Source organism: Mesorhizobium sp. M4B.F.Ca.ET.143.01.1.1 (assembly GCF_004792275.1).
GTDB lineage: Bacteria > Pseudomonadota > Alphaproteobacteria > Rhizobiales > Rhizobiaceae > Mesorhizobium > Mesorhizobium abyssinicae.
The window spans coordinates 777332-801662 of record NZ_SRSR01000001.1 but is presented as its reverse complement, the minus strand read 5'-3'; the positions used below and the strand labels follow the sequence as shown (position 1 = coordinate 801662).

The window sequence follows — 24331 nt, the reverse complement described above, 5'->3', positions numbered from 1 at the left end:
CATGATCCTGAAAGACCGCATCGCCGTCGTGACCGGAGCCGGGTCCGGCATCGGGCGCGCCGGCGCCACGATCATGGGCAGGGAAGGGGCGACAGTGGTGATCGCCGACCGCGATCGGGCCGCCGGCGAGGCCGTCGCCTCCGACATCCGCCAAGCCGGCGGCCGGGCCGAAGCGGTCGCGACCGATGTCGGCGACGATGCCGCGGTCGAGGCGCTCATCTCCGGCACGCTCGGCAGGCATGGCCGGATCGACATCCTGCACAGCCATGCCGGCATCCAGGTCGGCGGCTCGCTCATCGAAGTCGGCGTCGACGGCATGGATGCCTCGTGGCGCATCAATGTGCGGGCGCAGTTCCTCGCGGCCAAGACGGTCATGCCGACGATGATCGCGCAGGGCGGCGGCGTCATCCTCAACACCGCCTCGAATTCAGGGGTCTTCTACGACCGCGAGATGATCGCCTATGCGACGTCGAAACATGCCGTCGTGGCGATGACAAGGCAGATGTCGCTCGACTACGCCCGCCACAATGTCCGCATCAACGCGCTTTGTCCGGGCTGGGTCGACACGCCGTTCAACGAGCCGTTCATCGCCCAGATGGGCGGGCGCGAAGCGATCGAAAACTATGTCCGGACCAAGATCCCGATGGGGCGCTGGGCAAGCGCCGACGAGATCGCCGAAGCGATCCTGTTCCTCGTCTCCGACCGCTCGTCCTTCATGACCGGGCAGGCGCTGGTGGTCGACGGCGGCGAAAGCGTCGGCTGAGCGAGGGCGTCCCCCCGGCTCGCCTTACACGTGCTTGCGGCCGCCGGTGTCGCGAAACCAGCTGTCCGGGTAAGGGTACCACCAGCCCTGGATCTCGGGTTTGTGGTCGATGATCACCATCTTCGAGCGGCGGAAGGCGTCGAGCCCCTGGCGGCCGAGCTCGCGGCCGAGGCCGGAAGCCTTCCAGCCGCCGAAGGGCAGCGCGTCGTTGTCGATCAGCGGATTGTTGACCCAGACCATGCCGGCCTCGAGCCGTTCGGCCGCCTCGTGCGCTTCGGCGAGATCGGTGGTGAACACCGAGGCGCCGAGACCGAAGGGGCTGTCATTGGCAAGCCTGATCGCCTCGTCGAAATCCTTCACGCGGCAGATCGCGGCGACCGGCCCGAAACATTCCTCGCGCACGATGGCCATCTCCGGGGTGACGCCGGTGAGGATCGTCGGCTCGTAGAACCAGCCGGTGTTGTGCGCCGGGGGGATGCGTCCGCCGGTTACCGCCCTGGCGCCGTTGCGAACCGCGTCGTCGACCAGGCGCATGACCTTGGCGCGTGCGGCTTCGCTGACCAGCGGGCCGATCTCGGTCCTGTCCAGGCCGTTACCGATCCTCAGCGCGCGGGTCTTTGCGGCGAACAGATCGACGAAGCGGTCGTGCACGGCATCGACGACGAAGAAGCGCTCGGCCGAGGTGCAGACCTGGCCGGTCAGGTGGAAGGCGGCGGTGACGGAGCCGGCCGCCGCGACGTCGAGCGGAGCGTGCTGCGAGATGATCAGCGGATCGCTGCCGCCGGCCTCGATGACGCAAGGCTTCATGCGCTCGGCGCACGCCACCGCGACGGCCTTGCCGGCGGCAACCGAGCCGGTGAAGGCGACCGCATGGGTGCGGTCGGAGGCGATCAGCGCCTGCGCGGTGGCGGCTCCGCCGGGCAGGCAGGAGACGAGGCCTTCTGGCAGCGAACGGAACACCGTCATGTAGTCGAGCGTCGACAGCGTCGTCGCCTCGGCCGGTTTGATCACGCAGGCATTGCCGGCGGCGAGCGAGGCCGCCACCGTCCAGCACATCAGCAGGATCGGGAAGTTGTAGGGCATGATGTGGACGGAGACGCCGTAGGGCTCGTAGCGCGCATACTGGAAGGAACCCGCCTGCGTCGTGCCGGCGACCTTGCCGGCCTCGTCGCGCGCCATCTCGGCATAATAGCGAAAGATCGGCGCGCAATTGGCGATCTCGCCGATCGCTTCCGGATAGGGCTTGCCCATCTCGCGCACCATCAGCTCGGCGCAGCGGGTAAAGTCCGCCGCCTCGATGGCATTGGCCACCGCGTGCAAATGTTTGGCGCGGCTCTTGGCGTCGAGTCTTTTCCACGCCGCCTGCGCCCTTGTCGCGGCGGTCAGTGCGACATCGATCTCGCCGTCGCTGGCCGAAGCGATGGCACCGACCGTCTCCAGCGTTGCCGGATCGATCACCGGTTTTTGCGCACCGGTGGTCGGCCGGTAGTCCGGGTTGACGAAGTATACCGGACGGTCGGGCGAGAACTGCATCGTATCCTCCTGGCGGAGCCCTTTTGAGAATTCGCCCTGCCGAGGCAGATGGCGCGGCTTTCGAGCACCGGGGCGCAGCGGACATTCAGGTCCGTGAGCACCGGAAGCGCAGAAAGTCGCGTCAGGTGTCCGGCAGGGTGGAATTATCAAGAAGGCTCAGCGGATCATGTAGACCTTCTTGATAGTTTCATGGACGGTGCAGACGCCTTTCCAGTCCTGCGGGAAGAACGCCGCCGTGTCAGGCTCGATCTCGATCACCTCGCCGGATTCATGCACATAGGTGCAGCGTCCCTCGAGGAAGTGGCAGAACTCGTCGCGGGTGACGTGGCAGTGCCATTTGCCCGGCGTGCAGACCCATAGGCCGCATTCCGAGCGGCCTTCCGGCCCCTTGTAGAGCAGCTTGCCGGAGGTGTGGGACTGGCCCTCGATCATCGTCGGGATGACGCCCCAGTCGACGAGGTCGACAATAGTGAGCGGCGATTGCATGGTCGGCGTGGTCATCGATCTTATCCTGGATTTCGTTGGCTGCTTACCGGCACATGAAGGCCTTGGTCAGCGTTTCGGTGATTTCGGAAGTGCCGGTCCAGCCGGCTGGGAAGAAGACCAGTGTCCCGGCCGCGACCGGGATCGCCTCGCCATTCTCGTGGATGTAGCTGCCGCGCCCGGACAGGAAATGACAGAACTCGTCGACGGCGAAGGTGATGTGGCGCGTGCCGGGCGTGCAGGACCACAGCCCGCATTCGCTCGATCCGTCCGCACGCTGGAACAGGACCTTGCCCGACGCACGCGGCGACCCGGCGATCGGGTTGGCGCCGGCGCCCCAGTCGTCCAGTTCCACGGTCGAGGCCTTCGGCCAGTGCGGTGTCGGCATGTCAAGTTCCTCGCTCAGGCCAGCATGTAGACGTTGCGCATGGTCTCATGCACGGTGCATTCGCCGCTCCAGCCGGCCGGGAACAGCACCACCGTCCCGGCTGTCACCTCTATCACCTCGCTGTCGTCGGATTTGTAGGTGGCGCGACCTGAAACGAAGTGGCAGAGCTCGTCGCGCGGGATCTTGAGCCGCCAGCGTCCCGGCGTGCACACCCAGATGCCGGATTCCGGCTGGTTGTTCGGACCCTTGTGCACCAGCCTGCCGGTCGAGTGCGAAGCGCCTTCCAGCGCGTCAGGCTGCGCGCCCCAGTCGACGAGATCGGCGCGGGTCGAGGCCTGATAAAGGTGCGGGGCGGAGGAGGTCACAGCAACTGCTCCAGCAGCCCGGCAGCCTTCTCGGGGCCGTTCTGCGACTGCATCTGCGCCGATGCCTTGGCGAGCTTGGCCTTGATCGCCGGATCGGTGAGGCAGGCCTCGATCTTCGCGATCAGCTCGGCATCGCTCCAGTCGTAGCGCGGGATGCCGAAACCGCAGCCGATCTCGCCGACGCGGGTGGCATTGTCGTGACCGTCCCAGACATAGGGCATGATGATCGCCGGCTTGCCGAAATAGAGGCACTCGGTGAAGGAGTTGTTGCCGCCATGGTGGATCACCGCGTCGACCTGCGGGATCACCGAAGGTTGCGGGAACCAGCCGTCGACGATGACGTTGCCGGGCACGTCGGTGTACTGGTCTTTGTAGCCGCCGACATTGACCAGCGCCCGGTAGCGCGTCTTGCCGAGCGCAGCGATGATGCGCTTCAGAAGGTCGACGTCGCCGGCCCCCAGGCTGCCGAACGAGACGTAGAGCAGCGGCCCGTCATTGTTCCTGGCGAAGGTCGGTATTGCGTAGGGCTTTTCTTGCCGCACGCAGCCCTCGAGATACTGGAATTTCGCCGGGTCGAGCGGGTGCCGGCGTTTGAACTTCGCCGCTTGCGGATAGAGCAGCAGGTTGAGATAGGGCGAGGCCTCAAAGAACTGGCCGATCGGGTAGGGCGCCTCGCCATTGGCGGCGAGGAAGGCGTTGAAGTCGTCATGGATCGGCTTGATCACCGCGTTGAAATGGTCGCGGTAGCGCTTGTGGCCGGCGTGGTCGTCCTCGGCGCAACCGGAAAGATGCGGCGGGATGTCCTCGTCCTCGATCTCGTTCTCCGAGCAGGAGATGACCCGCACCCACGGCTTGCCATACTGCTTGATCGCCGGAAACAGGATGACGTTGTCGACCGAGATGACGTCGGGCTTGATGGCGGCGAGCACGCCGGGCAGATCCTTCTGCGCCCATTTGGCGCTGTCGACGATCGCCGTCCAGCAATCCTTCACGTAGTTGTCGACCTGGTCGTAGGGCGATTTGCGGAAGTTCGGGATGTGGCCGTTGATGAAGTCCTCCCAGAATTTGGCCATCTGCTCCGGCGGCATCGGCTCGGAGAGGTTCACCGGATGCGCCTCGAAGCCGTAGCCCTTGTAGACGTCGACAAAGCCCGGATCGGACAGGAACACCGCCCTGTGGCCGCGCGCCTCGACCGCCTGGGCGATGCCGACGGAATTGAGCGCCGGTCCAAAGGCCGCTTCCGGGAAAAACGCGATGGTCTTCTGCGCCATGGTTTCAATCTCCATCAATCTGCGAAAATTCTGACATCGGCGGCGTCCCAGCCGAGCTCGATCCGGTCGCCGGCGGCAACCGGCCGGCGGTCGGCGGCATCGGCGGTGACGCGCACCAGGAACGGCTTTTGCGAAAGAGCGGTGCGGACATGCACCTGCAGGTCGAGGCCCTGATAGGCGAGCGCCTCGACCGTGCCGGCAACGCGGTTGGCGGTGTCGGGCGACGGAAACAGCCGGATGCGTTCGGGCCGCACAGCCGCGACAGCCGAGGCGCCCGACGAAAGTGTCGCCGGAACCTTGCCGGTGATCTTCGTGCCATTCGTCGCCTGGACGCCGTTGCCGTCAACACGACCGGGAACAAAATTCATCACGCCGATGAAGTCGGCGACGAAGCGGTCGGAAGGATGCTCGTAGATCGCGTGCGGCGTGTCGCATTGCAGCAGCCTGCCATCCTTCAGCACCGCCATGCGGTCGGCCATGACCAGCGATTCCTCCTGGTCGTGGGTGACGATGACAAAGGTGATGCCAACCTCGTGCTGCAGGCGCTTCAATTCGAGCTGCATGGCGCCGCGCAGTTTCTTGTCGAGCGCGCCGAGCGGCTCGTCGAGCAACAGCAGGCGCGGCCGCTTGACCAGAGCGCGGGCGAGCGCGACGCGCTGCTTCTGGCCGCCAGACAATTGCTCCGGCTTGCGGTCGGCGAAAGGCACGAGCTCGGTCGTCGCCAGGATGGCGTCGACGCGGCTGCGGATCTCGGCCGCCGGCAGGCGCTCCATTTCGAGGCCGTAGGAGACGTTGGCCCTGACGCTCATGTGCGGAAACAGCGCATAGGACTGGAACATCAGGTTGACCGGCCGCTTGTTGGGCGGCGTGCGGGCGATGTCGCGGCCGTCGAGCAGGATCTGGCCGTCGCTCGGCGTCTCGAAGCCGGCCAGCATGCGCAGCAGCGTGGTCTTGCCGCAGCCGGAGGGACCGAGCAGGGCGAAGAACTCATTCTCGCGGATGTCGAGCGAAATGCCGTCGACGGCCCTCACGCGGCCGAAATTCTTCGACACGCGATCGATCCGGAGCAGCGTGCGCGGTTCGCTCATTGGCCGATGACCCCACGATTGAGCCGCTGCGAAAGGGTGAGCGCGGTGATCGAGACCGCCATGACGATGGTCGCCAGGGCGTTGATCTCCGGCGTGATGCCGAAGCGGATCATCGAATAGATCTGCATTGGCAGCGTGGTCGAGGCGCGCCCGGCCCCGGCGGTGAAGAAGGCGATGATGAACTCGTCGACCGAGAGCGTGAAGGCGAGCAGCGCGCCGGCGACCACCGCCGGCAGGATCACCGGCAGCGTCACCCGCCGGAAGGTGGTGAGCGCGGAGGCTCCGAGATCGGCGGAGGCCTCGACGATCGACCAGTCGAAGCTCTTCAGCCGCGCGCGTACCACCGAGCAGACGAAGGCGAGGTTGAAGACGACATGGGCGAGAATGATGGTGTGCAGGCCCATGGTGACATCAAGCATGGAGAAGAACGACAGCAGCGCGATGGCGAGCACGATGTCGGGGATGATCATCGGCGCGAAGATCAGTGCCTCGAGACCCTTGCCGTACTGCCGGCGCATCTCGATGCCGATCGCCAGCAGCGTGCCGAGCAGCGTGGCGATGGCGGTCGAAACCAGCGCCACGATCAGGGTGTTCAGCGCTGCCTGCAGGATCGCCGTATTGCCGGCGAGCGAGGCGTACCATTTCAGCGAAAACCCGGACCATGCCGTCGGCAGTCCGCCCGCATTGAAGGAGAGCGCCACCAGGACGGCGATCGGGATGTAGAGGAAGGCGAAGACGAGGACGAGGATCGTCCGCAGGCCGAGAAGGCGGGCAGGCGATGACGTCATGGCTGCCCTCCGACGGTCAGGAGGCGAGTGGCCGGACAGCCTCCTTCCCCCCGTTTACGAGGAGAAGATGCCGGCAGGCCGATGAGGGGCAGCGCTGAGCGTCGCAAAGGCTGGCGCCGCCCCTCATCCGCCCCTTCGGGGCACCTTCTCCCCGTGAACGGGGAGACAGAAGCAAGGCAGCGCTCAGCCATCGGCGCCTCCCTCGGCTTCCCTGGTTCGGCCGGCGGCGCGGTCGGCAAGCAAAGCCTGCGCCATCAGCACCGCGAGCATGATGGCGATCAGCGCCATTGCGAGAGCGGCGCCGAACGGCCAGTCATTTGCGGTCAGGAACTGGTCGTAGACCAGGTTGCCGATCATCTGGAAGCGGCCGCCGCCGAGCAGAGCGGGGGTGACGAAATTGCCGATCGACAGCACGAAGACGAAGACCGCGCCGGCGGCGATGCCCGGCACCGTCAGGGGCAGGATGACGCGGCGAAAGGTGGTCAGCGCCGAAGCGCCGAGGTCGCGCGAGGCCTCCGCCAGCTCCGGGTTGAGGCGCGACAGCGGCGCGTAGCAGGCGAGGATGACGAAGGGCAGGTAGTTGTAGACCAGGCCGGCGATGACGGCGCCCTCGGTGTAGAGCATCGACGGCGGCTCGCCGGTGTAGCCGATCCAGCGCAGCAACTGGGTGACGAGGCCTTCGCGGTTGAGCAGCACGATCCAGGCATAGGTGCGGATCAGATAGTTCGACCAGAACGGCAGCACGGCGAAGAACAGGAAGACCGGCTGCAGCCGGCGGGGCGCTGCTGATATCGCATAGGCAGCGGCGTAGCCGATGATGACCGCGATCAGCGTTGCGGTGCCGGCGATGCGCGCCGAATTGAGGAAGATGCCGGCATAGAGCGGGTCGAGGACCTGGCTGAAATTCTCCAGCGTGAAAGTGTATTCGATGCCGCCATAGATGCCGCGCCGGAAGAAGGCGAGCGCCAGCACCAGCGCGCATGGCACCACCATGAGCGCGGTCAGCCAGGCCAAAGCCGGCGCCATCAGCAGGTTGGAGCGAAGTCTGGTCTGGGACAATTTTCGATACCGCTCAGCGGCCGACGGCGACAGCCCGCCATCGGCCATTGTCTCTGGGCTGCAAGCGCCTACTGCGCGGCCTTGATCTCGCTGACGATCTTGGAATAGTCGCGCTGGGCGTCACCGACGTCGCGCAACTGCTCGAACTTGACGAGGTCGGCCACCGGCATCGCCATGTTGGGGAATTTGGCCAGGAAGTCGGCCGGCAGGCTCTCCATCGCCGGCTTGTTCGGCACCTTGTAGTCGATGTTCTGGGCCGCCCATGCGTGGTTCTTGGCGTCGAGCATGAAGTTGATGAACTTGAAGGCGGCGTCCTTGTGCTCGGAAGCCTTCATCACCACCATCGTGTCGACCCAGAGGTCCGAGCCTTCCTTCGGGATGACGTATTTGATCTCGGGTTTCTCGGCGATGCCGTAGTTGCACCAGCCGTCCCAGGCCTGCACCAGCAGCGCCTCGCCGGACACCAGCTTCGAATAGAAGGTGGTGTCGTCATAGGCGAGCAGGGTCTTCTTGGCCGAGATCAGCAGGTCCTTGACCTCGGCCATCTTGGCCGGATCGGTCTCGTTGACGGAGAAACCCTTGTCGAGCTGGCCGGCGGCGAGCAGCCAGCGGTCGGTCGCCAGCATGGTGGTCTTGCCCTTGAGGTCGTCGGAAGGCGCCAGCAGGTCGCTCCAGCTGGTCGGCGCGGCCTTGACCAGGTCCGAACGATAGCAGAGGCCGGTCGTGCCCCAGGTGTAGGGCACCGAGAAGGCGTTGCCGACATCGTGCGGCAGCTTGGTCGCTTCTGGATAGAGATTGGCGAGGTTGGGGACCTGGGCATGGTCGATCGGCTCGGTCAGGCCGAGCTTGTTCAGCACCTCGGCGAAGGGCGAGGAGACGAAGACCACGTCATAGCCCTTGCCGCCGGAGGCAACGAGCTTGCCCATGATCTCCTCATTGGTGGCGTGGACCACGACCTCGCCGGCAACACCGGTCGCGCTCTTGAAGGCGGCCATGGCGTCGGGCGCCATGTAGCCGTCCCAGTTGGAGATGACGAGGTCGGCGGCGGCCGCCGGCGCCGAAAGCGCCAGAGCGAAGCCGAGCGCGATTGAAGACGTTCTGAACGAACGATGCCGCAGGGCGGTGGTCATGACAGTCTCCCATTCCGGTTGGTCAAATTCGTTGGCGGACCGGCATTCGCGGTTCCCGCCGCGGCTCGATCCTGTTCCCCGGTCTTTTGTTGCCGATTGCAGTGACAGTACTATTGCAGAAAAAAGTACGTCAATCCATAATTTGGCAGGCGGCTCCGGAATCTGGCCGATTGCCTCGGCGGGGACGATCGGCCAAACCGGGGTCGCACCGATCCACGAGAACAAGTCATGCAAGCGGCAGCCAGGCGACCTCGCACCAACCATCTCGATCTCGCGCAGCGCATCCTGGACGTTGCCAGGCAGCGCGGCTTCGCGCCCGGCGCCCACCTTCCCGAGCAACAGATCGCCTCGCTCTGCAGCGTTTCGCGGACTCCGGTGCGGGCGGCGCTGCGCCTGCTCACCGAACAGGGCGTGGTGCGCTGGGAAGCAGCCACAGGCTACCGCCTCGCCATCGACCTCGCGGCGCAAAGGGCTGTCGCCACCGAATTGCCGAATGCGGAGGAAGACGAACTGGCCGAGGCGATCCTGCGCGACCGCTCGGCGCGGCGGCTGGACCAGACGGTAACCGTCAGCGGGCTGATGCGGCGCTACGATGCGGAACGCAAGACGGTACTAAAAGCGCTTCAGAGACTGACTGAAGAGAATCTCGTCGACCGCGCGCCGGGCCAGTCCTGGCTGTTTCGCCGGGCGCCCGACGATCCCGAGGCGCAGGGCGAGAGCTACGACTTCCGGCTGCTGCTGGAACCCCCCGCCATATTGACGCCGGGCTTCAGCCTCGACGGCGCGCGGGCGGCGGCGCTTCGGCAGGGCATGGAGGCGCTGATGGCGCAGCCCGATGCGGCCTTCGACACCAGGGAATTCCAACGGCTGGACATCGAGTTCCACGGCATGATCGCCGACGGCTCGGCCAACCGGTTCATCACCGACGCGCTGTCCGATCATCTCCGGTTACGCCGGCTGCCCGGCATCTATGCGGGCGTCAACGTGTTCCGGCTCAAGCAGTCGCTGCGCGAGCACCTCACCATACTCGACCATCTGGAAAGCTGGCAGTATGAGGTTGCCGCCGATCTGTTGCGTGTGCATCTCAGGCTGTCGCGCAGCCAGCGGCCACGGGCGGCGAGCCGCGGCGCGCCGGCGCTGTTCGGCATGATCAGCCGGCCGGATTGACCGAGGACCATCGTGACGCGCAAAGCCAGCCCGACCATAGCGCTGTTTCCCGAAGCGAGCTTCGGCGCGGCGCTCAATTGCGTCGGCATCGCGCAGGCCTTGCGAGCCAGGGGCGCCCGGCCGGTCTTCATCTGCCATGCCGGCTTCTCCGGCGTCTTTGCCGATTACGGCTTTCAGGAATACCAGCTGCCGACCAACGACCCGCTGAGCGACAGCGAGCGGCAGAGCTACTGGCAGGCTTTCGTGCGCCGACACCTGCCGCATTTCCGGCTGAGCCCGGTCGACCAGCTCGAAACCTATGTCGCGCCGACATGGCAGGCGATCGTCGACACGGCGGCCCAGGCCGAGGCGCCGCTCAGGCAATTGCTGGCGCGGCTGAAGCCCGACGCCGTCGTGCTCGACAATGTCATCATGTTTCCGGCGATCGCCGGCGCAAGCTGCCCGTGGGTGCGCGTCGTCTCCTGCGCCGAGACGGAATTGCCCGACGCCGAGGTGCCGCCCTATCTTTCCGGCCTTGCGGCCGACGACCCCGGGCGCGCCGCCTTCGAGGCGCGCTATCTCGCGGCGGTCGCCCCGGCGCATGAACGGTTCAACCGGCTGCGCGCCGATTCAGGCCTCGCGCCGCTGCCGAGGGGCCTGTTCCTGGAGGCATCGCCCGATCTCAACCTGCTGCTGACGCCGGCCATCGTGCGCCGCGAACGCGCCGAGCCGCTCGACCCCGCGCGCTTCACCTATCTCGAGGGCTGCGTCCGCTCCGAGGGGCCGTTCGAGGTGCCGGTCTTTCCGCGCAACGGCGGGCCGCTGGTCTATCTCAGCTTCGGCAGCCTGGGCGCCATGGATGTCGGGCTGATCCAGCGCATGCTTGCCGTCTTCGACCGGCTGCCGGCACGCTTCATCGTCAATGTCGGCGGCCTGCGCGATGCCTATCGCGCGGTGCCCGACAATGTCTATCTCGGCGCCTGGTTCCCACAGCCCTCGGTGGTGGCGAAATCGGACCTCTTCATCCATCACGGCGGCAACAATAGTTTCTGCGAGGCGCTTCGCTTCGGCGTGCCGTCGCTGATCATGCCCTATTGCTGGGACGGACACGACAATGCGCGGCGCGCCGAGGAGACCGGCGTCGGCAACCATATCGGCCGCGATGGCTGGACCGAAGGAGTACTGGAGCGAGCGATCCTCGGCCTGCTGGCCGACGATGCGATGCGCGCCCGCCTGAAGGACAATGCAGCGCAGATGGCGCTGAAGCCCGGAACGGATGTGGCCGCCGAAGCGATCCTCTCTTTGATACGGACATGACCAAATGCCTGAAAACCACCTGACGACCCTGCCGCCGACGAGCGGCGCCAACGATCCGAAAAGCTGGCTGGCCGCGCACGCGATCAGCGAAGTCGAATGCCTGGTGCCCGACATGAACGGCGTGCTGCGCGGCAAGGCGCTGCCGGCGGCGAAATTCCTGAAGGCGCTGGAAGACCGCGCGCTCTATCTGCCGAGCAGCGCCTTCCTGGTCAGCATTGACGGCCGCTATTCCGGCTCGATCGACGAAGGCTTCGCCTATTCGGACCCGGACATGCGCATGGTGCCGGATGTCTCGACACTTTGCCTGGCGCCCGGCGGCGGGCCTGGCAAGGCCTATGTCTTTGCCGATGCCTTCCACATGGACGACCGCCCGTGGATGGCCTCGCCGCGTCACGTCCTGCGGGCGGTGCTCGATCTCTATCGCCAGCGCGGCTGGCGGGCGGTGGTGGCGCCGGAGCTCGAATTCTATCTCACCGCGCCAAATCCCGATCCGGACCAGCCGCTGACCGCCCCGGCCGGGCGCAACGGCCGCGCCGAAAGCGTGCAGCATCCCTACGACATGGCGGCGCTGGAGGAGTTCGAGCCGGTGATCCAGCGCATCTACGCGCATGCGGCGGCCGCGGAGCTGCCGCTCGATACGCTGATCCATGAGTCGGGCACGGCGCAACTGGAAATCAACTTCCTGCATGGCGATGCGCTGGCGCTGGCCGACAAGGTGCTGTTGTTCAAGCGCCTGACCAGGCAGGCGGCTCAGGCGAGCGGCATGCACGCCACCTTCATGGCCAAGCCGATCGCGGCGCAGGCCGGCTCCTCGATGCATCTGCACATGTCCATTGTCGACGAGGCTGGCAACACGCTGTTTGCCGGCGGCGACGATGCCGACACCGCGATGTTCGGCCACTTCATCGGCGGCTTGCAGAGATATGTTCCGGAAATCATGCCGCTGTTTGCGCCGAACGTGAATTCGTACCGGCGCATTCGTCCGAACCACAGCGCGCCGGCCAATATCGAATGGTCGCACGACAACCGCTCCTGCGGCCTGCGCGTGCCGGCGGGCGGCCGCGCCGCGCGGCGGGTGGAGAACCGGCTGCCGGGGGCCGATGCCAATCCCTATCTGGCGATCGCCGGCTCGCTGCTCGCGGGCTATCTCGGCGTGGAGGAGAAGATCGCGCGCTCGGCGGAAGCGTCGGGCAATGCCTACAAGATCAAGAGCACGCTGCCGAAGACCATGGAGGAGGCGCTCGACCGTTTCACCGCCTGCGCGCCGGTGCGGGCGCTGCTCGGCGAGGATTTCTTCCAGACCTATCTGCGCGTCAAGAGCGTCGAGCTCGACCTGTTCCAGAGCGTCGTGACGTCCTGGGAACGCGACCACCTTTTGCTCAAGGTGTGACCATGGTTTCCAGTTCGACGGGTTTCAATTCCGGTCTCGATATCGGCAAATCCTACTATGTCGCCACCGCCATTCCGGCGCCGGATCATCCGGCGCTCATCGGCGATGTCGAGGCCGACCTTGTGGTCGTCGGCGGCGGCTGCACCGGGCTGTCGGCGGCGCTCCACGCCGCCGAACGCGGGCTGAAAGTGGTGCTGCTCGAAGGCGGCAAGATCGGCTGGGGCGCATCGGGCCGCAATGGCGGCCAGATGATCCCCGGCTTGCGCAAGGGCGCCAAGGGCCTGGTCAAGGCCTTCGGACCGGAACGGGCGAAGGCGCTGTTCGACCTCGCCTTCGAGGCGCGCGGGCTGGTGCTCGACATCATCGAGCGCCACGCCATCGACTGCGACCTCAGGCTCAGCGGCCATCTGGTCGGCGCGGTGAACAGTTCCGACCTCAAGGACCTGGAAGACGAGGCCGAGTGCCTGGCCCGCGTGATGAATTTCCGCGACGTCGAGATCCTGTCGGCGGCGGAAGCGCGCGGCAAAGTCGACACGCCCTATCACGGCGCCATGTACGAGCCGCTCGGCGGCCACATGCATCCGCTGAACTACACGCTTGGGCTTGCCCGCGCAGCCATCGCAGCCGGTGTCACCATCCACGAGAATTCGGTCGCCGTGCGGCTGGAGCGGGAGCCTTCGATCAGGGTCTCGACGGCGACAGGATCGGTGCGGGCGAAGCATGTCGTACTGGCGGGCGACGCGCTGCTGCAAGGACTGGAGCCGCGCGTCAACAGCCGCATCATGCCGGTCGGCAACTACATCGTCGCCACCGAGCCGCTGGAGGGCAAGCGCAATGTGATCCCGGCCAACGTCGCGGTGTCCGACACGCGCTTCGTGGTCAACTACTACCGGATGTCGGCGGATGGGCGGCTGCTGTTCGGCGGCGGCGAGCGCTACACGCCGTCGCCGCCGGCCGACATTGCCGGCTTCGTGCGGCCGCATATGGAACAGACCTTCCCGCAACTGAAGGGCTGCCGCATCGACCATGCCTGGGGCGGGCTGGTGTCGGTGACGACGTCGCGCCTGCCGCATGTCGGGCACTATGGCGAGGTCTATTTCGCGCATGGCTATTCCGGCAAGGGCGTCATCCTGTCGACGCTGTCGGGCAAGCTGCTGGCCGAGGCGATCACGGGAGACGCCTCGCGGCTCGACCTGTTCTCGACGCTTAGCCCGCTGCCGTTCCCCGGCGGCACGGCGCTGCGCGGTCCGCTCTATGTGCTCGGCATGCTTTGGTATGCGATGCGCGACCGCATCAAGCACTGAGCGCGCGGGACGACGGCAAGCTGGCTAACCGGCATCCCTGTTGGTCAGCGCGATGTGGCAGCAGCCGGAGCCGTGGCCTGGCGTCCAAGTGACGTTGGCGAAGCGCACGCCGGTCGCCTCGAACAGGCCGCGGTCGAAGGCGCCGGCGATGCGGCAGAGCGTGGCGAGCTTCTCCTCGCCGACGCCGGCCTCGACCCAGGCGTCCTTCAGCGGACAGCGCTTCACCTTGAAGGCGATGTGGGTCGCGTTGCGCTCGACATCGGTCGGGTACATGCGGCCGCCATCCGGGCTGACGGCCAGAAACGCCTCGCCGATCGCCGGCGCATCGTTGGGGCCGAAATCGGCGAAAGCCGCGGCTGCGACTTCCTTGCCGCGCTGCTCGATGGTGCGGATCATGACAGCCTCGGCTCTCTCGGCGCCGAGTTCGGCCGTCAGTTCGTCGAGGAAGAGACGGTAGAGATCGGCCCGGTTGCGGAAAGCGGAATCGAGCTCGCGGGACAGTTTTTCGGCTCTGACGTCGGGGTCGGTCATGGTGCGGTGGTCCTGTTCAATCTCGGCGCCGCCGCCACCAGCGCCCTGCCGATCGCCGATTGCGGATTGCCGATGACGGCACGGGCATCGCCGCTTTCGGCGACCCGGCCGGCATCGAGGATGACGAGGCGGTGGGCGACGGCGCGGACGACGCCGAGATCGTGCGAAATGAAAAGGTAGGCGATCCGTTCCGTGGCCTGAAGGTCGAGCAACAAGTCCAGGATCCGGCCGCGCACCGATACGTCGAGCGCCGACACGGCCTCATCGAGCACGATCAGCGACGGTTTGGTGGCGATGGCGCGGGCAATGGCGACGCGCTGGCGCTGGCCGCCGGAGATCTCGTGGATGGCGCGCGGCGCGAGATCGGCGCCAAGGCCAACGCGCTCCAGCAGGGCGGCGATGCGGCGCGGGCGCTCTGTGCGCGAGGCAATGCCGTGAATGCGCAAGGGGTCGTCCAAGACACGCGCCACGGTGGCGCGCGGATTGAAGGCGGCGAGCGGATCCTGGAACACCATCTGCAGGCGCGCGCGCCTCGCACGCAGGGCAGATCCGCCCAGCGAGCGGAAGTCTGCGCCCTCGAACTGGATGGTGCCGGCGTCCGGCTCGGTCAGCCTGAGTACCAGCCGCGCGATGGTCGACTTGCCGCTGCCGGACGGGCCGGCAAGCGCCAGCGTCTCGCCGGGCTCGATCGCAAACGCAACGCCATCGACGGCGGCGACGGTTCCGCCGCCGCGACGATAGCGCTTGGTGAGACCGGAGACGGCGAGCAGGCTCATGCCGGCGCTCCGGCCTGCCGCAGCGGTCCGGCGTCGAGGCCGAGATGAGCGTCGAGCAGCGCGCGCGTGTAGGCGTGGCGCGGGGCGTTGACGATCTGCGCCGTCGTGCCGAGCTCGAGCAGTTCGCCATAGCGGAACACGGCGATGCGCTCGGCAAGCTCGGCGGCGAGCGCGATGTCATGACTGATGAACAGCAGCGTCATGCCGTCCTCGGCGACCAGCCGCCGGATGAGCGACACGATCTCGGCCTGCACGATGGTGTCGAGCGCGCTGGTCGCCTCGTCGGCGATTAGCAGTTTTGGTCCGGCAGCGATGGCGGCGGCGATGGCGACGCGCTGCTTCTGGCCACCCGAGAGTTGATGCGGATAGGCGCGCATGGAGGCGTCGGGATCGGGCAGACGGACGCGTTCGAGCAGGGTTTTGGCATGGGCGTAGGCTTGCGGCCAGGAGAGGCCGAGATGGGTCAGGGCGACTTCAGCGATCTGCTTGCCGACGGGCATGACCGGGTCGAGGCTGGAGGAGGGGTCCTGGAAGACGAAGCCGATGTCGCGGCCGAGGCGGGGTACTGCGCTGCCAAGATGAAGAGGTCGGCGCTCTACGGCGCCCCCCTCTGTCCTGCCGGACATCTCCCCCACAAGGGGGGAGATTGCCTTCTCATTACCGCTTTCGCCGATCATCGACGTTGAAAAAGAAGTGCCGGCGACGGAACTGCTGATCTCCCCCCTTGTGGGGGAGATGTCCGGCAGGACAGAGGGGGGCGCGAAGGAATGAGGCATTTGCAAATTCGGCATCGCCCATTCGATCGCACCTCCAATCCTGGCACCCCTCGCCAACAACCCCGCAATCGCCAGCGCCAGGGTGCTCTTGCCCGAGCCGCTCTCGCCGATGATCGCCAGGCGCTCACCGGCCTCGATCTCAAGGCTCACGCCCCTCAGCGCCGGCACCTCGCGGCCATCGCCGCGATAGCTCACCGTCAAATCGCGGATCGAAAGCAGCGCCGTCACGACAGGCTTCTCCGCACCGCCGTCGTCTCGACGACGCCTTCGCCGGCGAGGTAGACGCCGAGCACGGTCAGCACCAGGGCGATGCCGGGAATGATCGACAGGAAGGGCGCGGTGCGCAAGACGGCGCGGCCTTCGGCGATCATGGCGCCCCAGGTGACGCGGTTGGGGTCGCCCAGGCCGAGAAAGGACAGGGCGGCTTCCGTCAGGATCGCCGCCGCGACGATCACCGAGGACAGCGCCAGCACCGGCGGCAGCGCGTTGGGCAGCACTTCGCGAAAGGCGATCTCGAGCGGATGCATGCCGATGACGCGGGCGCCGGCGACATAGTCGCGCTCGCGGATCGACAGCACCTCGGCGCGTGCGACGCGCGCCGGTCCGGTCCAGGCACCGAGCGCGATGGCGGCAACGACCACGCCAAGCGAAGGGCCGACGATGCTGACGAAGGCCAGCGCCAGCAGGAAGCCGGGCACGGTCTGGAAGGCATCGGTGATGCGCATCAGCACCTCGTCGATCAGGCCGCCGGCAAAACCGGCCAGCGTGCCGACCACCGCGCCGATCAGGAGTGCTGCGCCCGCCGCCGACAGCCCGACGGCCAGCGAGGTGCGGGCACCGTGGAACAGTTCGGCCAGCACGTCGCGGCCGAGCCGGTCGGTACCGAGCGGCAGCGACCAGTCTTGGAATGGCGGCAGCAATGCCGGGCCTGCGATGGCCTGCGGGTCGCCGGGAAAGAGCAGCGGCGCGGTAAGCGCCATGGCGAATAGCAAGGCGAGGATCGCAGTTCCGGCGATCGCTTCCGGGCTGCGAAGGAAACGATGCAGCCGGCTCATGCGCCGGCCTCACTGGCGCCGACGCGCGGATCGAGCAGGGCGTAGGCAAGGTCGACCAGGAGGTTGATCACGATGACGAGCACGGCGCTGGTGAGAATGATGCCGAGCAGCAGCGGCGTGTCGCGTCCGGCGACGGCTTCCTGCGCCAAACGGCCGAGGCCGGGTACGGCAAAGACGCTTTCTATGACGACGCTGCCGCCCAGCGTCTGCGCCGACTGCAGGCCGAGCATGGTGATGAGCGGCAGCAACGCGTTGCGGGCGACATGGGCAAGCACGATGCGTCGGCGCGACAGCCCCCTGGCGCGGGCGGCGAGGACAAAGTCCTGCCGCCAGGCCTCGGCCATGCCGGCACGCATCATGCGCAGGTAAAGCGCGAGGTAGATGAAGCCGAGCGCCGAAACCGGCAGCACGAGATGGGTGGCGATGTCGGCGGCCCGCGAAAGGCCGGTCTTGGCGGAGGCGATGGTCTCGATGCCGCCGATCGGCAGCCAGCGCAGGTCGACGGCGAAGACGACGATCAGCACCAGGCCGAGCCAGAAGCCAGGCACGGCATAGAGTGCCAGCGAGCCGATCGACAGGAAGCGGTCGCGAAAGCTTCCGGGCTTTGCACCGGCATAGATGCCGAGCGCCGAGCCGAGGCCGAAGGAGAGCGCGGTGGCGCTGCCCATCAGGATCAGCGTGGTGGGCAGGCGTTCGAGGATGACGTCGCGGATAGGTCGCGAGAAGGTGACGGACTGGCCGAGATCGAGATGGCAGAGCGCCCAAAGATAGTTGGCGAGCCGCGTCAGTTCCGACTGGTCGAGGCCCCAGCGGTGGCGCAGCACCTCGATCAGGCCGGCGTCGCCGCCGGTCGAGACGATGTAGGCGTCGACCGCGTCGCCAGGGGCAGCTTCGAGCAGGAGGAATGTGCCGATGATGACGATCGAAAGCACAAAGACGCTGCCGACGAGACGGCGGCGGATGAGGGCGAGGGCGCGGGTCATGGCGAAGCCGCTCCAAGGCCAAGCCATGAACGCCGAGTTCTACGGCGCCCCCCTCTGTCCTGCCGGACATCTCCCCCACTTGGGGGGAGATCAGCTGGCACCGCGGCTTTCGCCAACCTGCAACGCTGCAGGAAAGTGCGAGGCGCCAAAGCCGCCAATCTCCCCCCTTGTGGGGGAGATGTCCGGCAGGACAGAGGGGGGCGCGAAGGAGCTCTCATTCTCGAAGCTGAGCACCCGAGCTGTCGATGCGCAAGTATGGGATCAGCCCGCCAAATAGGTGTCCGCCCAGTTCGATACCGCCCAGCGCGGGTTGTTGGCGATGTTGCCGACCGTATCGCGCGCGACGCTGATGAAGCTCCATTCGGCGACGTTGATCAGCGGCAGGTCGGCGGCGACCTTTTTCTGAAATTCCTTGTAGAGCTCGGTGCGGGCGGTGGTGTCGAGCGTCTCCGATGCCTTGGCGATGAGCGCGTCGAGCTCCGCGTTCTTGTAGCCGCCCTGGTTGGAGAAGGGCACGCCGTCCGGGATGCCGCTCTGCACCAGGATGGTGGTCGAGATCGCCGGGTCGCCGCGGAACACCGGCGGGCCGACGGCGAGGTCGAAGGCATGGTCTGTGTAGACGGCCTTGATATGCGCGGGAGAGTCGTTGTTGACCAGTTCGGCGTCGATGCCGACGGCGGCGAGCGCCTGGCGCAAATAGTCGCCGAACTGCTTGGTCTCGTTGAAATAGGGCGCCGGCAGGAGCTTCAGCGAGAAGCGATTGCCGTCGGGGCCTTTCTTGTAGCCGGCCTCATCGAGAAGAGCATTGGCCTTGGCGACATCGAAGGCATAGGTCGGCACGTCGGCGGTGTAGAACTGCGGGTCGTTCTTCGGCACCGGGCCGGTCGCGGTGGCGGCATAGCCGAGGAAGATCGTCTTGACGACGAAGTCCTTGTCGATGGCATGGGCGATCGCCTGGCGCACCTTGAGGTCGGCGAGTTCCTTGCGCCGATGATTGATCTCGACCACGAGCTGGTAGGTCAGCCCCTCATAGCCCTTGGTGATCACCTTCAGGCCCGGCACCTTGGAGATGCGGTCGAGATCGGCGAGCGGCACGGCGGAGAAAGCGGCAAGCTGGATCTCTTCCGCCTCGAGCGCCGCGGCCGCCGAGGTGCGATCGGGGAGCACCTGGTAGACGATCTCGTCGAGATAGGGCTCGTCCTTGCCCCAGTAGTCGGCGTTCTTCGCCAGCCGGTAGTACTGGCCGGCCTTGTATTCGGCGAATCTGTACGGGCCGGTGCCGACGGGCGCGTTGTTGGCCGGGTTCTCCTCGATCTTGCCGTTCTCATAGACATGCTTCGGCACGACGCTCGACAGCGCCGGCAGCGCATTGCGGATCAGCTGGAACGGCGTCGGCTTGGCGAATTTGAACACGGCGGTCAGCTCGTCCGGCGTTTCGACCGTGCTGAGATCCTTGAACACGGTGCGGCCGAGATTCTGCAGCGGCTTCCACAGCTGCAGCGCCGAGAAGGCGACGTCGGCGGAGCTGAACGGCTTGCCGTCATGCCACTTGACGCCGTCGCGCAGCTTGAACGTCACCGAGAGGCCGTCGGCAGCACCTTCCCAGGACAGCGCCAGGCGTGGCTGGAGCCCGTCCTTGCCGTCGAAGGAAGCCTCGGCCAGCGTCTCCACGACCTTGCTGGAGATGAAGAATACGCCGTTGGAGGCGACGATCGCCGGGTTGAGGTTGCGCGGCTCGGAATCGGCGGCAACGACCAGACGGCCACCCCTCTTCGGCGTCTGCGCGCGACCGATCACCGGCATGGCGGTGGAGGCGAGCAGCGCCGCCGAGCCGGCAAGCACGGTGCGCCTGGAAATGGTGAAAGCTGACATGATCGACCTCCGTCCTCCGCGCCACCCGGCGGGCGCCAATTCCCCTCGACGCCAGCGGGTCCGCGAACGTCCTTGCGGCGGCGATTATGGCCCTTGCCGAGGGTTTCGCCAGAGACGGAATTGGCGCATGGTGGCGTGGCTTTGAAATTTTCGTCCGCTGGACCAGTAGCCAGGAAGCGGCCCAATCAACCAGACTGGTAGGACCAGATATGGCGATTGGCTGCGAGATTTGGCTTTGAGAAGTCTCTGCAGGCCAGGGGCTCCTATTTTCTGGCTGGACCAGAGTGGTGAGCTGGTGCAGATTTGGCCGACAGCCAGACGATCAGCCACAAGACCAGCCGGCGAGCCGGCCCGATCGGCGGGCACATTCAGGGAGAGAAAAAATGAACATCGCCCCGGGCAAGAATGCGGTCGCCATTCCATTCGACCAAGCCAGGTTGGACGGGCTGATGGAGGAAGCGGGCATCGACGTGCTGCTCGCCACTTCCAAGCACAACACGCAATATCTGCTCGGCGGCTACAAGTTCATCTTCTTCGCCGCCATGGATGCGATCGGCCACAGCCGCTATCTGCCGATCGTCGTCTACGAGAAGGGCGGACCGGATCGTGCCGCCTATATCGGCAACCGCATGGAGGGCGCCGAGCACCAGAACAACCCGTTCTGGACACCGACCCTGCACGCTGCCTGCTGGGGCACGCTGGACGCCGCCAATCTTGCCGTCGAGCATGTGCAGAAGATCGGCAAGGGCGGTGCCCGCATTGGCATCGAGCCGGCCTTCCTGCCGTCGGATGCCTACACGCTGACCCGCAAGGCGCTGCCGGACGCGAAGCTCATCGATGCGACCGGCATGCTGGAGCGCATGCGCGCCATCAAGACAGACGCCGAGCTCGAAAAGCTGCGCGTCGCCTCGGAGCTGATCACCGATTCCATGCTGGCGACCATCCAGTGGGCGCGCGAAGGGACGACCAAGACCGAGATCATCGAGCAGCTGCGGCGCGAAGAGACCAATCGCGGCGCGCATTTCGAATATTGCCTGCTCACGCTGGGCTCCAGCCACAACCGCGCGGCCTCGCCGCAAGCGTGGAAGCAGGGCGAGGTGCTGTCGATCGATTCCGGCGGCAACTATCACGGCTATATCGGCGATCTCTGCCGCATGGGCATCCTCGGCGAGCCGGACGCCGAGCTGGAGGATCTGCTGGCCGAGGTCGAAGCCGTCCAGCAGGCGGCGTTTTCGAAGGTCAGGGCGGGCACGCTCGGCGGCGATATGATCGCCCATGCCGAGGGCGTGCTGAAAGCCTCTAAGGTAGCGCCTTACACGGATTTCTTCGCCCACGGCATGGGGCTGATCACGCATGAGGCGCCATTCCTTATGACCAACCATCCGGTCACCTATGAAGGCACCTACGCCGGGAAGCCGCTGGAACAGAACATGGTGCTGTCGGTCGAGACGACGATGCTCCACCCTGCGCGCGGCTTCATCAAGCTGGAGGATACGGTCGCGGTGACGGACACCGGCTATGTTATGTTCGGCGACCGGGCGCGGGGGTGGAACAGGGGCGGGATTTCATAAGGCCGAAAGTCGGCGCCTCCCCTCATCCGCCTGCCAGCACCTTCTCCCCGTAGAACGGGGAGAAGAAACCAGCTTCGGCGATTTGCGAAATCGTTGATGAAGGCGTCTTTCTCCCCGTCCTACGGGAAGAAATGTCCGGCAGGACAATGAGGGGCGGCGCCAGCTTCGAAGGTTCACTCCCCTGCCGGCATCAGCCTGAAATCCGGCAAATCCCGCAGCGCCAGTTCCGGCCCGGCGGGCGAATAGACGACGAAGAGCTGCATCGGCTGGTCGCCGGTGTTCAGCGTCGAGTGGAAGCGGCTTTCAGGCACGTAGATGGTGCAGCCGGGGCCGACCTTCGCGACCACCGGATTGCCTTCTTCGTCTTCGACCATCTGCTCGCCATGGCCGGAGATGACGAAGATGATTTCTTCGGCGCCGGGATGGTTGTGGCGGGTGTGGCCCTTGCCGGAGGGCAGGTCGACGACGCCGCCGGAAAAACGCTCGGCGCCGTTCACTTCGGGCGCGACCGTCAGGGCCAGCCTGCCCCAGTCGAAGCCGAAGCCGCTGACGTCCTTCGGATACACGAACACCTTGCTCTTGTCGGTCATCGTCTCATCCCTTCTTTTTCTTGATGGTCGCCTTGCCGCGGCCGACCGCGACCGCCTTGAAATCCGCCGTCTGTTTGGCAATTGCTGCCTCCGCCGGCAGCCGTTCCATCGAGCTTGCGCCATAGAAGCCATGCAGCCCTTCGCAGCGCTCGAGGATGTAGCGGGCATCGTCCGGCATCGAGATCGGCCCGCCATGGCAAAGCAGGATGACGTCCTTGCGCACCGAGCGCGCGGCCGCCGCGATGGCATCGATCTCCTTCACACAGTCGTCGAGCGACTTCGCCGAAGTGGCGCCGATCGAGCCGCCCGTCGTCACGCCCATATGAGCGACGACGATGTCGGCGCCGGCTTTGGTCATGGCGCGCGCCTCGTCGGGGTTGAAGACGTAGGGCGTGGTCAGGAGGTCGAGCTTGTGCGCTTCGGCGATCATGTCGACCTCGAGCCCAAAACCCATGCCGGTTTCCTCGAAGCTCTGCCGCATGGTGCCGTCGAACAGGCCGATGGTGGGGAAGTTCTGCACGCCGGAAAAGCCCATCGTCTTCAGTTCGGCCAGGAACAGCGGCATGATGACGAACGGATCGGTGCCGTTGACGCCGGCCAGCACCGGCGTCTTCCTCACCACCGGCAGCACCTCATAGGCCATCTCCTTGACGATCTCGTTGGCATTGCCATAGGCGAGCAGGCCGGCGGCCGAACCGCGCCCGGCCATGCGATAGCGGCCGGAATTGTAGATGATGATGAGGTCAATGCCGCCGGCTTCCTCGGCCTTGGCCGACAGGCCGGTGCCGGCGCCGCCGCCGACGATCGGCACGCCGTCGGCGATCATCTTGCGGAATTTCTCCAGGATTTTCTTGCGCGGAATGGCGGCCATGCGTCCGGGTCTCACTTCTTGGCGATATCGAGGAAGGCCGCTGTCGCGGCCCTGGCGAATTCGGGATCGTTGATGTGCAGCGGCAGGCGCGTCACGTGCCGCGTCGCGTTGGGGCGGATCGAACGCTCGACGGCATCGAACAGCGCCGCGTCGGCTTCCGGGTCGAAGAAGGCGCCGCCTTCGATGTCGAGCGCCGAGACGCCCTTTTCCGGAATCAGGAAGTGGAGCGGACCCTCGCAGCGGCTCAGTCTTTCGCCGATCCATGCGCCGATCGCGCGGCATTCGGCCGGCGTCGTGCGCATCAGCGTCACGTTGGAATTATGCTCATAGAACAGGCGCCCGCGATAGCGCTCCGGAATGGTCGGCGGCGCCCAGAAGTTGACCATGTCGAGCGCGCCGACCGAGCCGACATAGGGCAGCTTCGTGCGAGCGACGGCGCCGAAGCGATCCTCCGTCGCCGGCAGCACGCCGCCGAACAGCAGGTCGCAAACCTCCGTCGTGGTGATGTCGAGGAGACCGGCGAGCAGCCTCGAATCGGCGAGCTTCTCCATGGTGCGGCCGCCGGTGCCGGTGGCGTGGAAGACCATGCAGTCATAGCTGGCGCGCAGCTGGTCGGCGATCGCGGTCACGCAAGGCGTGGTCACGCCGAACATGGTGAGCCCCAGCGACGGCTTGCCGTCGGAGGCGGGTGCGGGTTTTGCTGCCATGCCCGAGATCGCCTGGGCGGCATTGTGCAGCACGACGCGCGATAGCCGGTTGAGACCGGCCATGTCGGTCACCGACGGCATCATGAGGATGTCGGAGACGTCGACGTAAGGCGCGGTGTCGCCGGAGGCAAGCGTCGAGACCATGATCTTGGGCAGGCCGAGCGGCAGCGCGCGCATGCCAGAGGTGACGATCGAGGTGCCGCCGCCGCCGCCAATGCCGATCATTGCGGATATGTCGCTGCGCGACTGGACGAAGCGGGTGAAGGCGGCGGCCATCGCGGCGACCGACCTGCCGCGGTCGTCGATGCCAAGCACGGCGTTGCGGCCTTGGGGATGGTGGTCGGCGACCTCCTCGGCCGTGACATCGACCGGCACGGCGGCGGCGCGCGTTCCGACGTCGACGCGGGTCACGGCGGCGCCCGTGGCGGCGATCGCGTCCGCCAGGAAGGCGAGTTCCTCGCCCTTGGTGTCGGCGGTGCCGACCACATAGATGCGCTTCATCGCGTTTCCCCGCTCCCTGGCGTTGTCGCCCGCCGCTCCTTGCCGGCCGTCAAGACCATTGCAATTTTTTGAG

24 protein-coding genes are annotated in these 24331 nt (G+C 66.3%); 6 read left to right on the top strand and 18 right to left on the bottom strand.

Annotated elements, in window-relative coordinates:
• The first annotated feature begins 1 nt into the window (after position 1).
• Positions 2–763 carry a glucose 1-dehydrogenase gene (locus EN786_RS03880; RefSeq protein ID WP_127310465.1) on the top strand — a complete coding sequence of 254 codons (762 nt, stop codon included), beginning with the start codon at positions 2–4 and terminating at the stop codon, positions 761–763.
• Positions 764–787: 24 nt separating this feature from the next.
• Here EN786_RS03880 and EN786_RS03875 read toward each other — a convergent pair whose 3' ends face one another.
• From EN786_RS03875 to EN786_RS03830, 9 genes are all read right to left on the bottom strand, one after another.
• A complete protein-coding gene (locus EN786_RS03875) occupies positions 788–2296 on the bottom strand; it encodes an aldehyde dehydrogenase family protein (RefSeq protein WP_128275806.1) in 1509 nt (502 codons plus the stop codon).
• A gap of 156 nt (positions 2297–2452) precedes the next feature.
• The gene (locus EN786_RS03870; protein ID WP_127285932.1) at positions 2453–2797 is read right to left on the bottom strand and encodes a cupin domain-containing protein; all 345 of its coding nucleotides are present in this window, start codon (positions 2795–2797) and stop codon (positions 2453–2455) included.
• A 28-nt stretch (positions 2798–2825) separates the two neighbouring features.
• Positions 2826–3167 carry a cupin domain-containing protein gene (locus tag EN786_RS03865; RefSeq protein ID WP_127312211.1) on the bottom strand — a complete coding sequence of 114 codons (342 nt, stop codon included), beginning with the start codon at positions 3165–3167 and terminating at the stop codon, positions 2826–2828.
• A 14-nt stretch (positions 3168–3181) separates the two neighbouring features.
• On the bottom strand, positions 3182–3532 hold the full coding sequence (locus tag EN786_RS03860) for a cupin domain-containing protein (protein WP_127312210.1): 351 nt from the start codon (positions 3530–3532) through the stop codon (positions 3182–3184).
• Positions 3529–4803, bottom strand: a complete 1275-nt coding sequence (locus EN786_RS03855; RefSeq protein WP_128275805.1) for a glycosyltransferase — start codon at positions 4801–4803, stop codon at positions 3529–3531. The genes EN786_RS03860 and EN786_RS03855 overlap by 4 nt, the downstream gene beginning before the upstream one ends.
• Positions 4804–4817: 14 nt before the next feature.
• Entirely contained in the window at positions 4818–5891 is a 1074-nt protein-coding gene (locus EN786_RS03850) for an ABC transporter ATP-binding protein (protein ID WP_127312111.1), read from the bottom strand.
• Positions 5888–6679, bottom strand: a complete 792-nt coding sequence (locus EN786_RS03845) for an ABC transporter permease (protein WP_127394250.1) — start codon at positions 6677–6679, stop codon at positions 5888–5890. The genes EN786_RS03850 and EN786_RS03845 overlap by 4 nt, the downstream gene beginning before the upstream one ends.
• Before the next feature lie 183 nt (positions 6680–6862).
• Entirely contained in the window at positions 6863–7705 is an 843-nt protein-coding gene (locus EN786_RS03835) for an ABC transporter permease (RefSeq protein ID WP_127312151.1), read from the bottom strand.
• A gap of 101 nt (positions 7706–7806) precedes the next feature.
• Positions 7807–8868, bottom strand: a complete 1062-nt coding sequence (locus tag EN786_RS03830; protein ID WP_127285925.1) for a spermidine/putrescine ABC transporter substrate-binding protein — start codon at positions 8866–8868, stop codon at positions 7807–7809.
• A 228-nt stretch (positions 8869–9096) separates the two neighbouring features.
• Here EN786_RS03830 and EN786_RS03825 point away from each other — a divergent pair, with 228 nt between their 5' ends.
• Genes EN786_RS03825 through EN786_RS03810 form a run of 4 tightly spaced genes read left to right on the top strand, consistent with a single transcriptional unit; the run spans position 9097 to position 14025 of the window.
• A complete protein-coding gene (locus EN786_RS03825) occupies positions 9097–10035 on the top strand; it encodes a GntR family transcriptional regulator (protein WP_135907981.1) in 939 nt (312 codons plus the stop codon).
• Between the two features lie 12 nt (positions 10036–10047).
• Positions 10048–11331 carry a glycosyltransferase gene (locus EN786_RS03820; RefSeq protein ID WP_128274198.1) on the top strand — a complete coding sequence of 428 codons (1284 nt, stop codon included), beginning with the start codon at positions 10048–10050 and terminating at the stop codon, positions 11329–11331.
• Between the two features lie 4 nt (positions 11332–11335).
• The gene (locus tag EN786_RS03815) at positions 11336–12721 is read left to right on the top strand and encodes a glutamine synthetase family protein (protein ID WP_127311873.1); all 1386 of its coding nucleotides are present in this window, start codon (positions 11336–11338) and stop codon (positions 12719–12721) included.
• Positions 12722–12723: 2 nt separating this feature from the next.
• The gene (locus tag EN786_RS03810) at positions 12724–14025 is read left to right on the top strand and encodes an FAD-binding oxidoreductase (RefSeq protein ID WP_127311874.1); all 1302 of its coding nucleotides are present in this window, start codon (positions 12724–12726) and stop codon (positions 14023–14025) included.
• A gap of 24 nt (positions 14026–14049) precedes the next feature.
• Here the strand turns inward: EN786_RS03810 and EN786_RS03805 are convergent, their stop codons facing one another.
• The 6 genes from EN786_RS03805 to EN786_RS03775 all read right to left on the bottom strand — a co-directional run bounded on the left by EN786_RS03805 (position 14050) and on the right by EN786_RS03775 (position 20018).
• Positions 14050–14556, bottom strand: coding sequence for an L-2-amino-thiazoline-4-carboxylic acid hydrolase (locus EN786_RS03805; protein WP_127393018.1), 507 nt, complete (start codon positions 14554–14556; stop codon positions 14050–14052).
• A complete protein-coding gene (locus EN786_RS03800) occupies positions 14553–15332 on the bottom strand; it encodes an ATP-binding cassette domain-containing protein (RefSeq protein ID WP_127312005.1) in 780 nt (259 codons plus the stop codon). The genes EN786_RS03805 and EN786_RS03800 overlap by 4 nt, the downstream gene beginning before the upstream one ends.
• Positions 15329–16336 carry an ABC transporter ATP-binding protein gene (locus EN786_RS03795; protein WP_187331320.1) on the bottom strand — a complete coding sequence of 336 codons (1008 nt, stop codon included), beginning with the start codon at positions 16334–16336 and terminating at the stop codon, positions 15329–15331. The genes EN786_RS03800 and EN786_RS03795 overlap by 4 nt, the downstream gene beginning before the upstream one ends.
• Positions 16333–17163 (bottom strand): ABC transporter permease, encoded by an 831-nt coding sequence (locus tag EN786_RS03790; RefSeq protein ID WP_127312004.1) that lies wholly within the window; start codon positions 17161–17163, stop codon positions 16333–16335. The genes EN786_RS03795 and EN786_RS03790 overlap by 4 nt, the downstream gene beginning before the upstream one ends.
• The gene (locus EN786_RS03785; protein WP_135907978.1) at positions 17160–18146 is read right to left on the bottom strand and encodes an ABC transporter permease; all 987 of its coding nucleotides are present in this window, start codon (positions 18144–18146) and stop codon (positions 17160–17162) included. Before EN786_RS03785 ends, EN786_RS03790 begins: the two co-directional genes overlap by 4 nt.
• Positions 18147–18407: 261 nt before the next feature.
• The gene (locus EN786_RS03775) at positions 18408–20018 is read right to left on the bottom strand and encodes an ABC transporter substrate-binding protein (protein WP_127393015.1); all 1611 of its coding nucleotides are present in this window, start codon (positions 20016–20018) and stop codon (positions 18408–18410) included.
• A gap of 383 nt (positions 20019–20401) precedes the next feature.
• Between EN786_RS03775 and EN786_RS03770 the strand changes: the two genes are divergently transcribed.
• Positions 20402–21589: a Xaa-Pro peptidase family protein gene (locus tag EN786_RS03770; RefSeq protein ID WP_127310740.1), complete on the top strand. Its 1188-nt coding sequence runs from the start codon at positions 20402–20404 to the stop codon at positions 21587–21589.
• Between the two features lie 173 nt (positions 21590–21762).
• Here the strand turns inward: EN786_RS03770 and EN786_RS03765 are convergent, their stop codons facing one another.
• From EN786_RS03765 to EN786_RS03755, 3 genes are read right to left on the bottom strand one after another with little or no spacing between them, the layout of a single operon-like run.
• Positions 21763–22179: a cupin domain-containing protein gene (locus tag EN786_RS03765; protein ID WP_127310739.1), complete on the bottom strand. Its 417-nt coding sequence runs from the start codon at positions 22177–22179 to the stop codon at positions 21763–21765.
• Positions 22180–22183: 4 nt separating this feature from the next.
• Positions 22184–23050, bottom strand: a complete 867-nt coding sequence (locus EN786_RS03760) for a phosphoenolpyruvate hydrolase family protein (protein WP_127310738.1) — start codon at positions 23048–23050, stop codon at positions 22184–22186.
• A gap of 11 nt (positions 23051–23061) precedes the next feature.
• Positions 23062–24258 carry a Tm-1-like ATP-binding domain-containing protein gene (locus EN786_RS03755; protein ID WP_127310737.1) on the bottom strand — a complete coding sequence of 399 codons (1197 nt, stop codon included), beginning with the start codon at positions 24256–24258 and terminating at the stop codon, positions 23062–23064.
• Between the last annotated feature and the right edge of the window lie 73 nt (positions 24259–24331).